The following is a 14,156-nucleotide window of genomic DNA, read 5'->3' as shown; positions in this document are numbered from 1 at the left end:
AAAAGCAACGCTAGCGTTCATTTTATGAAACAAGCCGCACCGTTGCTCCTTCCCTTGCTGCGCACCCGGGCGCAAGGCGACATTCTCGCCGCGGTGATCCTGCAACCGGACAAGGAGCAAAGCCTCACCGACCTCGCGAGGGCTGTCGGGACTTCGCGCCTGACAGTCCTGCGTGAGATCGACCGCCTCGAGGACGCCGGCCTCGTGTCGACGCGCCGTTTTGGCAACACCCGCCTTGCCCGCGCACGGACAGACAACCCGGTTTACGCTCCTCTAGCAGAACTTCTGGCCGTGACTTTCGGTCCCCTCGCAGTGCTCCGCGAACTTCTGGCTGACGTCGATGGCATCGAGCATGCCTTCATCTACGGATCGTGGGCGGCTCGGTACCACGAGCGTCCAGGTTCGGTTCCTGGTGACATCGACGTGCTGGTGATCGGCGATCCTGATCGTGAACGACTCGCCGACGCCGTAGAGGAGGCCGAGAAGGCGCTGCACAGAGAAGTCAATGCGCGTCGGGTCGCTGCTTCTGTGTGGGCAAACGACGACGGCCCGTTCAAGCGGACAGTCACGAGCTCGCCGATCGTCGAGCTCGTCGAGAACAAGGGAGAAGCGGGTGGCCGGGACGACGGCGGAGAAGGGTCGCTGGCCAGTCGGTGAGCCCGAGGTCGCGGCCAACCAACAAGAACGGCCACCGCGCGGTCCAAGAAGGCGTCGAGGCTCAGCTCGGGGCCAACGCGCGCAAGGTGGTCCGTACGTTTCGCGCTCTCCGCCTCCGTCGCCACGACTCCGAGTATCCCGGCGTGGAGACGCCGACGATCACGACTGAAGAGGTAACCCTCGCCCTCGAAGACTCGCGAGACATCGTCTCCGCGATGAGGAAGTTCGTTCCGAACGTCGGTCCGTGGTAGCAACGAGCACACGCTGCCGTTCACCGTCACCGCCCGAACTAGGCTTTGCCGCGTGAGCACGAGCACCGAACTGCCCCAGCAAGTCTCCGAGACGTTCGACCCGCAGCGCTGGCGCGCGGTGTCCGGCTTCGACGACCTGACCGACCTCACGTACCACCGCGGCGTCGACCGCACCGGTCCCGAGCCGCGCGACCTGCCCGTGGTCCGCGTCGCGTTCGACCGGCCGGAGGTCCGTAACGCGTTCCGCCCGCACACGGTGGACGAGCTGTACCGGGTGATGGACCACGCGCGCATGACGTCCGACGTCGGCACGGTGCTGCTGACCGGCAACGGTCCCTCCCCCAAGGACGGCGGCTGGGCGTTCTGCAGCGGCGGTGACCAGCGCATCCGCGGGCGCGACGGCTACCGCTACGCGGAGGGCGAGAACGCCGACTCCATCGACCCGGCCAAGGCCGGCCGCCTGCACATCCTGGAGGTGCAGCGCCTGATCCGGACCATGCCCAAGGTCGTGGTCGCGGTGGTGGACGGCTGGGCGGCCGGCGGCGGGCACTCCCTGCACGTCGTCGCCGACCTCACGGTCGCATGCCGTGAGCACGGCAAGTTCAAGCAGACCGACGCCGACGTCGGCTCGTTCGACGCCGGGTACGGGTCCGCGTACTTCGCCCGCCAGATCGGGCAGAAGCGCGCCCGCGAGGTCTTCTTCCTCGCCCGCGAGTACTCCGCCGACGACGCCGAGCGCTGGGGCTCCGTCAACGAGGTGGCTGCCCACGACGACCTGGAGGAGCTCGCGCTCGAGTACGCGCAGATCATCGCCACCAAGTCGCCGCAGGCCATCCGGATGCTGAAGTTCGCGTTCAACGCGGCCGACGACGGCATCGCGGGCCAGCAGGTATTCGCGGGCGAGGCGACGCGCCTGGCGTACATGACGGACGAGGCGGTCGAGGGCAAGGAGGCATTCCTGGAGCGCCGCGCCCCGAACTGGACCCCCTTCCCCTACTACTACTGACCGTCACCATGTCGTCGAACCGAAAGCTGGACCTCTTCCGGAGCCCGGATCGACGGACAGGTCTCGGTTCGGCGCATCCGGGGCCGGCGTGTCAGTCGTCGGCCGGGGGGCGGCCCGTCGGGGTGAGCGGGACCGGCGTCGGGTCGAGCCGGAACTCCTCCGTGCCCAGCGATCGCGCCAGCTCGTCGGACCCGGTGAGCACCACCACCCCCGGGTAGCCCGCCAGGAGCCGCTCCAACCGGTCGCGTCCCTCCTGGTCCAGGTCGCGGTCCAGGTCCGCGACCAGGAGCAGCGGCGGCTCCCCGTAGATGGCGCGGGCCAGCGCGAGCCGGGCACGTGCGTCGGTCGTCAGCGGCTCCCCGCCGGAACGCAGCACGGTGCGCGGCCCGTCCGGGAGGCGGTCGACGGCGAGGCCGACGGTCTCGAGGACGGTGAGGGCCGTCTCGTTGTCGAGGTCAGGACGCCGGTAGCGCAGCGCCCGGCGCAGCGGACCTCGCTCGAACACGGCGCCCCGTGTCGCGAGCCCGACGAGCGCGCGACCTCGTGCCGGCGCGACGGCCCCCAGGTTCTCGCCGCCCACCCAGACCGCGTCGACGAGGCGCGGCGGGGCGGCGTCCAGCCCGACGACCCTGCGCATCAGGCGCAGAGGGGCCTCGGGGTCGGCGCTGGTCAGGCGGATCCGGGCACCGGCGACCGCGCGCAGGGGCGAGCCGTCCGGGGTGAGCCCGGGGACCGCCACGTGCACCCGGCCCGGCCCGGCCGCGCCGTCCGGCACGGGGGCCGACGCCGCGGCGTCGCGGGACCGCTCGTACTCGGTGCGCCGGCGTGCGGCGTCGGCGAGCGCCGGGCCCAGCACGGCGCGGGCGGCCAGGTAGGTCTGGCGGTACTCGACGATCCGGCCGATGTCGATGATCGGGGTCGACGCGATGCCGGCGACGGCCATCGCGGCCATCGTGACGGCGGGATCGAGGCCCCGGAGGACGCCGATCGCCGCGACGGCGAGGGTGGCCAGCATCGCCGCCACGGTGCCTCCGGCCCGGATCAGCCCGACGATCTCCGAGCGGTCGACGGCCCGGTCGACGACGGTGTCCGAGGCGGTGTCGATGTGGCCGAGCTCGCGGTCCGTGCCGCGCGCGGCGATGATCCCCTGCGCGGCGCCGACCGTGTCGGCGATGCGGGTAGCCATGCGCCCGCGGGCTCGCCGGAGGCGGCGCGACTTCTGGTAGGCGGTCCGCGCCCAGGGCACGAGGACCGCGGCGAGCACGCCGAGCGGGAACAGGAACCCGAGGCCCAGGAACGGGTCGATGACGGTGAGGACCACGGCGGAGCCGACGATCAGCGGGATCCCCGCCGCGAGCGGTCCGACACCCTGCGACACCCAGTTGCGCACGCTGGAGAGGTCGTTGGTGGTCCGGGCGACGGTGATGCCGAGGTGGGTACGGCTGCCCGGGGTGAGCTCGGCCTCCACCAGGTCGCGGCGCACGTGCCGCACGTAGTCCTGGCCGAGCCGTTCCGCGGCGATCCGCTCCTCCACGCGCAGCCCACCGAGCGCCACGGCTGCCGCGACGATGCTGAGGATCACGGCCGCCACCGGCCACGAGCCGCCCCCACGGAGCTGCGTGAGGGCCCACGCGCTGACGGCGCCGAGCGCGCCCTGGCCCAGGCCGAGCCCGACGAGCCCGAGTACCCAGCCCCGCCGGGCTCCGGCAAAGATCGGCGGCAGGGCGCCCGGTTCAGGCGACCGCATGCCCGGCACCCGTGCGCCCGGCGGGAGCCAGGCCCGCCGCGGTCAGCGCGACGGACGGCAGGCAGAGGTCGAAGGTCGGCACCACCTCGACGTCGAGCGCCGCACGTGCCTCGGCGGTGGCGAGCGGTGAGGCCGTGAGCACCCCGGACACCACGGACGGCAGGCAGCCGAGGGCACCGAGCGCCGCGATCCCGCCGCTCGCGCCCAGCGCGTCGCCTGCGGCGAACACGACCCGGTCCACCACCGAACGGAACGCGGCGTCCGTGAGGAGGCGGCTCGTGTCGCCCTGGAAGATGCCGTCGGCGATCTCGACCAGCACGACGTCCGGCGCACCGTGCCCCGCCGGGGACGCCAGCACGTCGGTCATCGTCGCGAACACGTCACGGACTTCCTCGAACGACAGGCCGAACGTGCTGGGCAGGCCGAAGTCGGTGAAGTCGACGACGCGGGCCGCACCCGCGTCGGTGTAGTGGTTCGCGTCGTTGCCCGCACCCGTGCCGGTCGCCTTGCCCGCATGGACGGTCAGGCCGGCCGCGGTGAGACCGCGGGCGAGGCAGGCCAGCACGGTGGACTTGCCGGAGTTCATCGACGTGCCGACCACCGCGACGACCGGGACCCGCGACGCCGCACCCCGGACCCGCGATGCCGCGCGCACCGGGTGCGGCGCGAAGGCCGACAGGTTCACCACCCGGTTCGCGCGGGAGAGCAGCCCGATCGGCTCGATCACGGTGGCGTCCTGGATCGACGCGTGCTGGTCGACCACCCGCGAGGCGAGCCCGCCGCCCGCGGCGAGATGGCACGGCCCCAGATCTTCCGGGATGACCGCGTGGAACTGGTCCGCCGCATAACGTGACCCGTAGGAGACGACGATCTCGTCGCCCTCGAACAGGATCTGCCGGCGGGACACCGGCGACTCGAGCCGCTTGTGCTGACCGATCGTCACCACCCGGGCCAGGACGACGTCGCCGGGCCGTGGTGGGTGCGCCAGGTCCGTGACCAGGCCGAACGCGGCAGGATCCGCCTCGATCGCCGCGGCGACGAACCGCGTGGAGTAGGCCTTCTTGGCACGCAGCAGACGACGCACGAGCGGGTCGGGCGTTCGCGACGCCACACCGGCGACGTCAGCCCGCAGCGGGGTGGCCACAGGGCGCGGAGCGTAGCCGCGCAAGCCAGGGGACGTGTCGAGAATGCTCATGGCAGCCACGGTTTCGTGTCGAGGGACGGACGGTGCAACACCGTCACTCAACTGCGCCGCCATGAAGCCGTCATGAGACCGCGATGAGGGGTCTCTCATCGGGCGCCCGCCGACCCGTCAGCGCGGCGTCCAGCTCCCCGTGCCGCGCGGAACCAGCTCGATCCACGTGTTGCCCGGGTCGAGCAGCGCTTCCTTGCCGTTGGGCGTCCTGAGCACGATCGGCGCCTGGTGGTCCTTCTTCGACCAGCGCACCGGGATGCTGCGCCCCATGGAGACCAGCGTGCCCTCGCCCGTCCGCTCGGCGAGCCGGTGCTCGGGGACGGGGGCACCGGACGGGTCCACCCACTTGGTGTTGAACACCTCGGTGGCCAGCACCAGCACGTTCCGGGCGGAGTGCCGTCGGCCGTCCGCCGCGACGGACGCCGCCAAACCCTCGCTGCGCAGGTACCGCTTGTTCTCCGCGTCCCATGTCCAGACGGTGCGTTGGGCGCGCGACAGCCGTACGTCCACCTCCCGCGCGGGCTTCCCGGCCCGCGGCGCCGATCCTTCGCCCGGCTTCCGCGCGTACTCGAACTGCGCGGGCGGGGGGCTCGTCCGCCGCCCGTCGGCCTGCTCCAGGAACGTCGGGACGCTCCCGATCACGTTGTGCGGCGCCACCCGGCCGGGATCGCGTGTGAAGCCGGGGTCGCCGTCGTCCATGATGACCGTCTGGGTGCCCTCCCGCTCGATCGCGGCGATGAACGGCCCCTGCCCGCCCGAGAACGCCAGGATGCCGTCGAGCGGCGCCACGATCGCGGGGTCCATCGGCCGCACGGAGCGCACCGGCTCCACGGCGTCCGGGATCTTCGAGTGATAGGTCGCCACGAACCGGGTGATGCCGCCCTCGACCACCTCCTCCCAGACGATGTCGGCCTCCACGAGGCCACGCTGGGGCCGGGCCTCGACCGCGTTCTCGATCTTGACCGACACCGCCGGACGGTTCTCGACCTTCTCCGTCCGCACGCCGGTGAGCGGCCACACGAGCGGTACGTCCGGCTTCGGCGGCCCGTTCCGGTCACCCCGGACGGGGGCGTCGACGGTGGTGGTGGGGGTCGGTTCGGGTTCCTCGGGGCGGTCGGGCCCGCAGGCCGCCAGCGCCAGCACCATCGCCAGCGCCGCCGCCGTGGCCCGCACGACCGTCGTCCAGCACGTCGTCATGCCACCTCCTCCGCCGGCACTCGACCCCGGGCCTTCCCTGGAGCCGTCCCGCGTGGCGCACACCCTACCGACACGGTAGTCCCGCGCTCGCCGGACGCGCTTACTCTCAGGAGGTGGCCTCGACCGACCCCTTGCCCGCCCTTGTGAGCGGCGTCGCGCGCGCCGTCCGGGACGCCCTCGACGGCGGCCCGGCGTACGCCCCGCAGCCCCGGCTGTCCGACGCCGACCTGCCGCCCGGCACTGCGCTCGTCCTGCGGACCTCCGGTTCCACGGGAAACGCCCGTGAGGTGGCGCTGAGTGCCGACGCCCTGCGTGCCTCCGCCGAGGCCACCCACGAACGGCTCGGTGGCCCCGGACGCTGGCTGCTCGTGCTGCCGCCCACCCACGTCGCGGGGGTCCAGGTCATCACCCGCTCCCTCGTGTCGGGCCGCGAGGTGCACCCGGACACGCTCGACCACTTCACCGCGGCAGGGTTCGCGGCCATCGCCACCGACTTCGCCGCCGCGCAGGGTGGACGCGCGTACGTCTCGCTGGTCCCCACCCAGCTGCACCGCCTGGTCGCGGCAGCCGACGACGGCGCCGGCGCCGGCCTCGACGCCCTCGCCCGGTTCGACGCCGTGCTCGTCGGCGGTGCCGCCGCACCGGCACCGCTGCTGGCCCGTGCCCGCTCCGCCGGGGTCCGCGTCGTCACCACCTATGGCATGTCCGAGACGAGCGGCGGCTGCGTGTACGACGGCGTGCCGCTGGACGGCGTGCGCGTCCGGTTGGCCGGCGCCGGGTCCGACGCCGGGCCCGGGACGGGCGTCGTCGAGCTGTCCGGCCCGATGCTCGCCGAGGGCTACGTGGGCGACCCCGAGGCGACCGCCGCCGCCTTTCGCACGGACCTCGACGGCACCCGCTGGTTCCGCACCTCGGACCTCGGCCGCCTGGGCGACGGCCGGCTCACGATCCTTGGTCGCGCGGACGACGTCATCCTCACCGGCGGGGTCAACGTCGCCCCGGCGGCCGTCGAGGACGCGATCGCCGAGCACCTCGCGGGCCTCGGCACCCCGGGTGAGTCCTGCGTCGTCGGCGTGCCCGATGCCGAGTGGGGCCAGGCGGTCGTCGCGGTCGTCGTGATCGGGGCCGCCGGCCGGACGCCGGACACGCCCGAACCGTCGGCGGCGACGAGCCTCGCCGACGGCGGTCAGCTGCTCGCCGGGCTGCGCTCCGCCATAGGGCGGCGGCTGGGGGCGCCGAGCGCGCCGCGCCGTGTGTACGTCACGACGGCTCTGCCGACCCGCGGCCCCGGCAAGACGGACCGCCGGGCGGTGCGGGACGCCGTCGTGCGGGCCGAGCGGGAGGCGGCCGGGGAACCCGTGCGACCATGACTTCGTTCCTCCGCCAGGACCGCGCACAGGCCCGGACCTGGCGTCTTGAGCAACCAGACGCACCCCACGAACGAAGGACACGCTGATGGCGACTGCCGCCGAGTGGATCTCCGGGGCCCGGCCCCGCACGTTGCCGGCGGCGGCGGCCCCGGTCATGATCGGCACCGGCGCGGCCGCCCAGGTCGACTCGTACGCCTGGCTGCCCGCACTGCTCGCGCTCGGTGTCGCCCTCGCGCTGCAGATCGGCGTCAACTTCGCCAACGACTACTCGGACGGCGTGCGCGGGACCGACCTCGACCGGGTGGGCCCGATGCGGCTGACGGCATCCGGCGCCGCCGCCCCGGGCGCCGTGAAGGGCGCGGCGTTCGCGGCGTTCGGTGTCGCGGCGGTGCTCGGGCTGGCGCTCAGCGCGGTCTCGGGCCACTGGTGGCTGCTCGCGGTGGGCGCGGTGTGCGTCGCGGCCGCCTGGTACTACACGGGCGGCAAGACGCCGTACGGGTACCGCGGGCTGGGCGAGATCGCCGTGTTCGTCTTCTTCGGCCTCGTCGCGGTGCTCGGCACCACGTACACGCAGGCCGACCGCATCACCTGGCCGGCGGTGCTCGGCGCCGTCGGGGTGGGCCTCATCGCCTGCGCTCTGCTCATGGTGAACAACCTGCGCGACATCCCGACCGACGTGCTGGCCGGAAAGCGCACCCTGGCCGTGCGGCTCGGCGACCACCGCGCCCGCCGGGCCTACGTCGCGATGCTGTGGGTCCCGGTGCTGCTCGGCGCGGTGTGCGCGTTCTGGGCGCCCTGGACGCTCGTCGTGCTGCTCCTGCTCGGACCGGCCATGCTGCTGGCCATCCCGGTGCTCGCCGGGGCGCGCGGCAAGCTGCTGATCCCCATCCTGGCCGGCACCGGCCTGTACGAGCTCGGCTACGGCCTGCTGCTCTGGTTCGGGCTCTCGATCTGACCCCGGCGGGACTCAGTCGGTCCGGAACCTCTGGTCGACCTGTGCGTCCTCGTGGGCCGCGTCCGCGTCGACGTTCGGGAAGACCGCGCGCTCGGCGGCACGGCGGTCGGCCCGTGCGGCGATCCATCGGGTGGCGGCGTCCCGCGGCTTGGTCAGCGTCAGGTACGACAGGGCCAGCGCTACCACCACCGCCACGATCGGGAGCAGCCAGCCCCGCAGGCCGACCACGTAGAGCAGGCCGAGAGCCGCGCCGAACAGCGCGAGGCGGAGCAGGGAGTAGATCAGAAGGGGCACCCACCCATGGTAGGCCGCGGCTGGGTCACACTCCGACGAGGGGCGACGCGGCGAAGGTCACCCTCCAGGCTCACGCGAGGCCGCCGACCCGCCGTAGGCTGGGGGGATGGCACGCATACTCCTGATCCTGGTCGTCGTCGGACTCATGGCGTATGCCCTGGCCGACGTCTGGGGAGCGGACGAGGACGAACGCGGCGGGCTGCCCCGCTGGCTCTGGGTGCTCCTGATCGTGCTGCTGCCCCTGCTGGGCGCCATCTCGTGGATCGTCATGCGGGTCGCGGCCCGCAGGTCCGGCGCCGGCCCGTCGGCCGGTGGCAGGCCCGGCGGCAGCCGCCCGAAACCGCCGACCCGCCCCGGCCCGCGCCGTCCCTCCGGCCCTGTCGCCCCTGACGACGACCCCGAATTCCTCTGGCGGCTCGAGCAGGAGAAGCGCAAGCGCGAGCGCGAGGCGCGCGGTCACCAGGAGGCCAAGGACGACGAGTCGGAGAGCTGACAAGGCCCGCATCTGCCCAGCAGCTGGGCCCACAACTCACGTGAGTTGTGGGCCCCATCGCTAGGCAGAACCTTTCGACGAGCAGCCGCTCGTCACAGGCCCGAGTACGAGTGCTTTCCGTTGAAGATCAGGTTCACGCCGGTGAAGTTGAACAGCACGCACGCGTAGCCGGCCACGACGAACCATGCGGCACGGGTCCCGGACCAGCCGCGCGTGGTGCGCGCGTGCAGGTAGGCCGCATAGACCACCCACGCGATGAAGGTCCAGACCTCCTTGGGGTCCCAGCCCCAGTACCGGCCCCAGGCGTCCTCGGCCCAGATGGCACCGCCGATGAGGGTGAAGGTCCACAGCACGAACGCGACCGAGTTCAGCCGGAACGAGAGCGACTCCAGCGCCGACGGCGCCGGCGTGTGGTCGAGCCAGCCCCAGTGCCGGCTGCCCAGCATCACCGAGCCGTTGTCCCGGCCGTCCCGCAGGAGCTGCAGCACCGAGGTCACGAAGGCGACCGTGAAGATACCCGTCGCGCAGATGGCGACGCCGACGTGGATCACCAGCCAGTACTTCTGCAGGGCGGGCTGCACACCCGTGGCCGCCACGAAGAACTGCTGCTGCGCCAGCACGAGGAAGAGCACGCTGATCCCGGTCACGAAGGCCCCGAGGAACCGCACGTCGCGCCGGGTGCTGACCGCGGCGAACACCGCGACGGCCACGAACGTGCCGACCAGCGCGAACTCGTACATGTTGGCCCACGGCGCGCGGCCGGCGGCGATACCGCGCAGCACGATCGCGACGAGCAGCAGCGCGGTGGCCAGCCAGGTCACGGACATGCCGACACCGGCGAGCCTGCGGTTCACCGGCCCAGGGGCCGCGGGGGCGTCCTCGGGCGCATCGACCGGGGCATCCTCGACGGGGCCGCCGGTGCCCACGGCCACCGTGTCGCGGGTCCGTGCCGCGTCCCGCGCGTCGACCTTGGCACCCGACAGGCGCGACAGGTCCACCGCGAACGCGACGAGCGCGACGGCGAGGGCCGTCGCCGCGCCCCAGACGAGCAGCACACTGAGGTTTGCCAGCTCCATGTTCAGTCCTCTTCCGATCCGGTCTCGACACGCGGTTCCCGTGCCTGTCGGCGTGCGGCCGCCGACGTCTCGGCGGACGTGTCCGCCCCATCTGGTCGTTCCACTCCTCGGGGCACCGCCGCCAGCGCGCGGTCGACCTCGGCCTGCAGGCCGGCGTCGTCCCCGCGGGCAAGCCCTGCGACCTCGACCACGGTAGCCCCATCCTGCGCCACGTACGCTCGCGCCCAGACGCGCCGCCGTGGCGTGAAGAGCGAGACGGTGAGCCCGCCGAGCGCGAGCAGCGAGAACACCAGCACGAACCCGAGCGAGGGGTCGTGCCGCAGGTCGAGCGCCACGTAGCGCGGCAGCTCCTCACCGAGGGTCAGGGTGCCGAGCCCGTCCGGCAGGTCCACCGTCTCGCCGGGACGGGCCAGCACCTTGACCCGCTCGCCGGACTCGTCGACGGCGGGGGTGAGCGACGCCGTGTCGAGCTCGTACACGTTCTGCGGGGCGCCCTCGTCGAGCCCCAGGTCGCCCGTGTACACCTCGAGCACGAGCAGCGGGTCGACGGGCTGCGGGAACGCCGAGCGGGCGGACCCGTCGGGATCGACCTCGGCGGTCGGCAGGAAGTAGCCCACCAGCCCGATCTGGTCGAGCCCGGGGGCCACGTCCGGCACCTTCACCACGCCGCGCGACGTGTACATCGTGTCCTGCGGGATGAACGTGACGCGCCCGGAGAAGGCGACCTCGCCCTCGGCGTCCCGCACCGTGATGTCCGGCGCGAACCCGTTGCCCTGCAGGTAGATCTTGGCGCCGTCGACGACCAGCGGGTGGTTCACCTTCACGATCTCGGGCCGCTGCTCGCCGGAGGGCTCGGTCACGGTCACGTGCGCCGTGAAGTCGCGCGCCTGCGCGAAGGCCACGGTGTCGCTCGCGAACTCCGACACGAACCGGTCGAGCGTCATCGAGAACGGCACCAGCGACTCGGGCCGGAACCAGGCGCCCTTCTCGAACGTGTCGTAGTCCACGACGGCGTTCGCGAACCCGCGCCCCTCGGTGACGATCGCCTGGCCGCGGTAGTGCAGCAGCTGGCCGGTCGCCACCGACACGAGCAGACCGACCAGCGCCAGGTGGAACACCAGGTTGCCGGTCTCGCGCAGGTACCCGCGCTCGGCGCTGACGGTGGCCGACGGCTGTCCCGATGGTCGCTCCGGCCCTGCGCTCGCAAGCTCGCTCCGGCCCGACGCTCCACGGGCACCCCGCGCGGGCTCCGCACCCCGGTCCACGCGGAACGTGGGCAGCCAGGAGACCTTGCCGCGCAGGCGGGCGGCCACGGCGTCGGCCGCCTCCTCGGGCGAGGCGTCGGTGGTCGCGAAGGCCTTGGCGGGGAACCGGTTGAACCGCGACGGCACGCGCGGCGGGCGGCCGCGCAGGGCGCGGTAGTGCGCCATGGAGCGCGGCAGGATGCAGCCCACCAGCGACACGAACAGCAGGATGTAGATCGCGGAGAACCAGACCGACGTGTAGACGTCGAAGAACCCGGCCTTGTCGAGCCACTCCCCCGCCGTCGGGTGGTCGGCGAGGTACTCGATCACGGCTGCCGCGTCCTGGTTGCGCTGCGGCAGCACCGACCCCGGCACGGCCGCGACAGCGAGCAGCATGAGGAGCATGAGTGCCACGCGCATGGAGGTGAGCTGCCGCCACATCCAGCGGAGCGTGCCCACCAGGCCCAGCGCGGGGGCGTTGGGCCGGTTCGGCTTCTGGTCCTTGTCGCCCGACGACGGCGCACCCCGGGCCGGCTCCCCCTGCGTGAACTCGTCCGCGATGCCCTCGGGGACGTAGGTGCCGTCCCTGCTGGTACGACCGGCCATCAGATCACCGTCTCGAATCCGCCGATCCACAGCTGCATGGCACCGGTGAGCCGCGTCCACAGCCCCGTGACCAGCAGCAGCCCGACCAGCACCAGCATGCCCCCGCCGAGGCGCATCGCCGCGAGGCGGTGCCGGCGCAGGAAGTCCATCATGCGCTCGGAGCTCTGCAGCCCGAGCGCCACGAGCAGGAACGGCACGCCCAGGCCGATGCAGTAGGCGACACCGAGCAGCGCGCCGCGGCCGGCGGACGCCTCGTCGATCGCGAGCACCTGCACGGCGGCGAGCGTCGGGCCGATGCAGGGGGTCCAGCCCAGGCCGAACACGACGCCGAGCAGCGGTGCCCCCCACAGGCCTGCGCGGGGCGTCAGGTGGAACCGGGCCTCACGCTGCAGGAAGGGGACGGCGCCGAGGAACCCGAGCCCGAGCAGGATGACCACCGCGCCGAGCACACGGGTGATCACGTCCTCCCAGCGCACCAGGTAGGCGCCGAGGCCGCCGAACACGGCACCGAACGAGACGAACACGGCGGTGAAGCCGAGCACGAACAGGGCCACGCCGCCGACGACGCGGGAGCGCACGGGCTTGACGCGCGTCCCCACGGCCCCGCCCTCGGCGGTGGCGTTCATGGAGGCGGCGGCCATGCCGCTCACATAGCCGATGTACCCCGGCACGAGCGGCAGCACGCACGGCGAGGCGAAGGACACGAGGCCCGCCAGCGCCGCCACGGGCACCGCGAGGAGCAGCGACCCGCTGAACGCGGTGACGGCGAGCCCGTCACCGACGGCGGACGCGACAGTGCCGGGCAGCATCAGGCGGCCTCCGCCAGCACGTCGTCGATCAGCGCCTCGAGCGTCGAGCCCTCCACCTGACCGATGACCCGCGCGGCCACGTAGCCCTCCTGGTCCAGCACCACGGTGGTCGGCACCGCCTGCAGCGGCACGACGCCGTTCAGGCCGGCGATCACGGTGCCGGTGCGGTCCTCGATGCTCGGGTAGGGCACCTCGAAGGTGCGCTGGAACGCCTGGGCGGCGCCGGCGGCGTCCTCGGTGTTGATGCCGAGGAACTGCACGCCGTCCTTGGAGCCGGCCAGGTCCACGAGGTCGGGAGCCTCGGCGCGGCACGGGGCGCACGCGGCGTACCAGGTGTTCACGACGACCACGTCACCGGCCCAGTCGACGGTGTCGACGTCCTCGCCCTCGAAGTCGGTGCCCGCGATGGCCACCGGACCCTTGCGCTCACCGGCGTCGTACGTCTGCACCGACCCGTCGCCGGAGACGTACCCCTGCCCGACGACGTCGCCGGCACCGGACTCCTCAGGAGTGCACCCGGCGAGGGCGGCCACCAGGCCGATGACGATGCCGACTGCGAAGATCCACCGCACGACCCGGAAGGTCTTTCCCCGCATCACGCGCCGGCAACCTTGCTCGCGCCGTCATAGAGCTCCGCTGCGGGCTCCGTGTAGTGGAGGCCGACGAACCGGTCGTCCTCGAAGTGCAGGGACGTCAGGGAGGCGAGGTTGCACTGGCGGTTACGGGGGTCGTGCCAGAGCTGGCCACCCTCGAACGAGCGACGGGTGAGCCACACCGGGAGCTGGTGGCTGACCAGCACGATCTCGTGCCCTTCGGCCGCCCGGCGCGCGTCCTCGACGGCGCTGCGCATGCGCTCGACCTGCTGCGTGTACGGCTCGCCCCACGAGGGACGGAACGGGTTCCACATGTACGGCCAGTTGCGCGGGCTCCGGAGCGCGCCGCCGCCGTGGCCGACGGGCAGGCCCTCGAAGCGGTTCTCGGCCTCGATGACCCGGTCGTCCGTGGCAAGCTCCAGCCCGAAGCCCTCCGCCAGCGGGGCGGCGGTCTCCTGCGCGCGCTGCAGCGGTGAGGCCACCACCCGGGTGACGTCCCGGCCGGTGCTGGTGAGGTGGTCGGCGACGATCTTGGCCATCGCCTGACCACGGTCGGAGAGGCGGTAGCCAGGCAGCCGCCCGTACAGGACACCGTCGGGGTTGTACACCTCGCCGTGACGCAGCAGGTGAACCGTCGTGGAAACCATGGCGCCCAGTCTCCCA

Annotated in this window: 14 protein-coding genes; 5 read left to right on the top strand and 9 right to left on the bottom strand. The window is 72.9% G+C overall.

All coding sequences use genetic code 11. From position 1 onward, the window contains the following. Positions 1 to 24 precede the first annotated feature (24 nt). Positions 25 to 657, top strand: a complete 633-nt coding sequence (locus LUM46_RS24845) for a MarR family transcriptional regulator (protein ID WP_274997777.1) — start codon at positions 25 to 27, stop codon at positions 655 to 657. Positions 658 to 960: 303 nt separating this feature from the next. Then, on the top strand, positions 961 to 1,914 hold the full coding sequence (locus LUM46_RS24840) for a 1,4-dihydroxy-2-naphthoyl-CoA synthase (protein WP_274997776.1): 954 nt from the start codon (positions 961 to 963) through the stop codon (positions 1,912 to 1,914). Between the two features lie 91 nt (positions 1,915 to 2,005). Here the strand turns inward: LUM46_RS24840 and LUM46_RS24835 are convergent, their stop codons facing one another. From LUM46_RS24835 to LUM46_RS24825, 3 genes are all read right to left on the bottom strand, one after another. Beyond that, positions 2,006 to 3,661: an ABC transporter transmembrane domain-containing protein gene (locus LUM46_RS24835; RefSeq protein ID WP_274997775.1), complete on the bottom strand. Its 1,656-nt coding sequence runs from the start codon at positions 3,659 to 3,661 to the stop codon at positions 2,006 to 2,008. After that, on the bottom strand, positions 3,648 to 4,856 hold the full coding sequence (locus LUM46_RS24830; protein ID WP_310243009.1) for a P-loop NTPase family protein: 1,209 nt from the start codon (positions 4,854 to 4,856) through the stop codon (positions 3,648 to 3,650). The genes LUM46_RS24835 and LUM46_RS24830 overlap by 14 nt, the downstream gene beginning before the upstream one ends. 117 nt (positions 4,857 to 4,973) lie before the next feature. After that, complete coding sequence (locus tag LUM46_RS24825) at positions 4,974 to 6,053, bottom strand: DUF3048 domain-containing protein (protein WP_274997772.1); 1,080 nt, start codon at positions 6,051 to 6,053, stop codon at positions 4,974 to 4,976. 113 nt (positions 6,054 to 6,166) lie between these two features. On the opposite strand from LUM46_RS24825, the gene LUM46_RS24820 reads away from it, so the two are divergent. Together LUM46_RS24820 and LUM46_RS24815 are read left to right on the top strand one after the other, a co-directional pair. Further along, a complete protein-coding gene (locus tag LUM46_RS24820; RefSeq protein ID WP_274997771.1) occupies positions 6,167 to 7,423 on the top strand; it encodes an AMP-binding protein in 1,257 nt (418 codons plus the stop codon). An 85-nt stretch (positions 7,424 to 7,508) separates the two neighbouring features. After that, positions 7,509 to 8,378, top strand: coding sequence for a 1,4-dihydroxy-2-naphthoate polyprenyltransferase (locus LUM46_RS24815; protein WP_274997770.1), 870 nt, complete (start codon positions 7,509 to 7,511; stop codon positions 8,376 to 8,378). A gap of 12 nt (positions 8,379 to 8,390) precedes the next feature. On the opposite strand, the gene LUM46_RS24810 is transcribed toward LUM46_RS24815, so the two are convergent. Further along, positions 8,391 to 8,672 (bottom strand): DUF4229 domain-containing protein, encoded by a 282-nt coding sequence (locus LUM46_RS24810; RefSeq protein WP_274997769.1) that lies wholly within the window; start codon positions 8,670 to 8,672, stop codon positions 8,391 to 8,393. Between the two features lie 106 nt (positions 8,673 to 8,778). Between LUM46_RS24810 and LUM46_RS24805 the strand changes: the two genes are divergently transcribed. Then, positions 8,779 to 9,165 carry a PLDc N-terminal domain-containing protein gene (locus LUM46_RS24805; RefSeq protein ID WP_274997768.1) on the top strand — a complete coding sequence of 129 codons (387 nt, stop codon included), beginning with the start codon at positions 8,779 to 8,781 and terminating at the stop codon, positions 9,163 to 9,165. Between the two features lie 92 nt (positions 9,166 to 9,257). Here LUM46_RS24805 and ccsB read toward each other — a convergent pair whose 3' ends face one another. Genes ccsB through LUM46_RS24780 form a run of 5 tightly spaced genes read right to left on the bottom strand, consistent with a single transcriptional unit; the run spans position 9,258 to position 14,140 of the window. After that, positions 9,258 to 10,241, bottom strand: coding sequence for a c-type cytochrome biogenesis protein CcsB (ccsB, locus tag LUM46_RS24800; protein WP_274997767.1), 984 nt, complete (start codon positions 10,239 to 10,241; stop codon positions 9,258 to 9,260). A 2-nt stretch (positions 10,242 to 10,243) separates the two neighbouring features. Next, a complete protein-coding gene (gene resB, locus LUM46_RS24795; RefSeq protein ID WP_274997766.1) occupies positions 10,244 to 12,091 on the bottom strand; it encodes a cytochrome c biogenesis protein ResB in 1,848 nt (615 codons plus the stop codon). Beyond that, entirely contained in the window at positions 12,091 to 12,900 is an 810-nt protein-coding gene (locus LUM46_RS24790) for a cytochrome c biogenesis CcdA family protein (protein ID WP_274997765.1), read from the bottom strand. Before LUM46_RS24790 ends, resB begins: the two co-directional genes overlap by 1 nt. Continuing rightward, positions 12,900 to 13,496, bottom strand: a complete 597-nt coding sequence (locus tag LUM46_RS24785) for a TlpA family protein disulfide reductase (RefSeq protein WP_274997764.1) — start codon at positions 13,494 to 13,496, stop codon at positions 12,900 to 12,902. The genes LUM46_RS24790 and LUM46_RS24785 overlap by 1 nt, the downstream gene beginning before the upstream one ends. Next, positions 13,496 to 14,140, bottom strand: a complete 645-nt coding sequence (locus tag LUM46_RS24780; protein ID WP_274997763.1) for a histidine phosphatase family protein — start codon at positions 14,138 to 14,140, stop codon at positions 13,496 to 13,498. Before LUM46_RS24780 ends, LUM46_RS24785 begins: the two co-directional genes overlap by 1 nt. Positions 14,141 to 14,156: the final 16 nt, after the last annotated feature.

The organism is Promicromonospora iranensis, assembly GCF_028994805.1.
Classification (GTDB): Bacteria; Actinomycetota; Actinomycetes; order Actinomycetales; family Cellulomonadaceae; genus Promicromonospora; species Promicromonospora iranensis.
This window is presented reverse-complemented; position numbering and strand designations above follow the sequence as displayed.

What these genes read in the sequence shown, in the direction of transcription:
- LUM46_RS24845 (WP_274997777.1), top strand. Translation starts at nt 25, where the DNA reads ATGAAACAAGCCGCACCGTTGCTCCTTCCCTTGCTGCGCACCCGGGCG.
- LUM46_RS24835 (WP_274997775.1), bottom strand. Translation starts at nt 3,661, where the DNA reads ATGCGGTCGCCTGAACCGGGCGCCCTGCCGCCGATCTTTGCCGGAGCC.
- LUM46_RS24830 (WP_310243009.1), bottom strand. Translation starts at nt 4,856, where the DNA reads ATGAGCATTCTCGACACGTCCCCTGGCTTGCGCGGCTACGCTCCGCGC.
- LUM46_RS24825 (WP_274997772.1), bottom strand. Translation starts at nt 6,053, where the DNA reads ATGACGACGTGCTGGACGACGGTCGTGCGGGCCACGGCGGCGGCGCTG.
- LUM46_RS24815 (WP_274997770.1), top strand. Translation starts at nt 7,509, where the DNA reads ATGGCGACTGCCGCCGAGTGGATCTCCGGGGCCCGGCCCCGCACGTTG.
- LUM46_RS24805 (WP_274997768.1), top strand. Translation starts at nt 8,779, where the DNA reads ATGGCACGCATACTCCTGATCCTGGTCGTCGTCGGACTCATGGCGTAT.
- ccsB (WP_274997767.1), bottom strand. Translation starts at nt 10,241, where the DNA reads ATGGAGCTGGCAAACCTCAGTGTGCTGCTCGTCTGGGGCGCGGCGACG.
- resB (WP_274997766.1), bottom strand. Translation starts at nt 12,091, where the DNA reads ATGGCCGGTCGTACCAGCAGGGACGGCACCTACGTCCCCGAGGGCATC.
- LUM46_RS24790 (WP_274997765.1), bottom strand. Translation starts at nt 12,900, where the DNA reads ATGCTGCCCGGCACTGTCGCGTCCGCCGTCGGTGACGGGCTCGCCGTC.
- LUM46_RS24785 (WP_274997764.1), bottom strand. Translation starts at nt 13,496, where the DNA reads ATGCGGGGAAAGACCTTCCGGGTCGTGCGGTGGATCTTCGCAGTCGGC.
- LUM46_RS24780 (WP_274997763.1), bottom strand. Translation starts at nt 14,140, where the DNA reads ATGGTTTCCACGACGGTTCACCTGCTGCGTCACGGCGAGGTGTACAAC.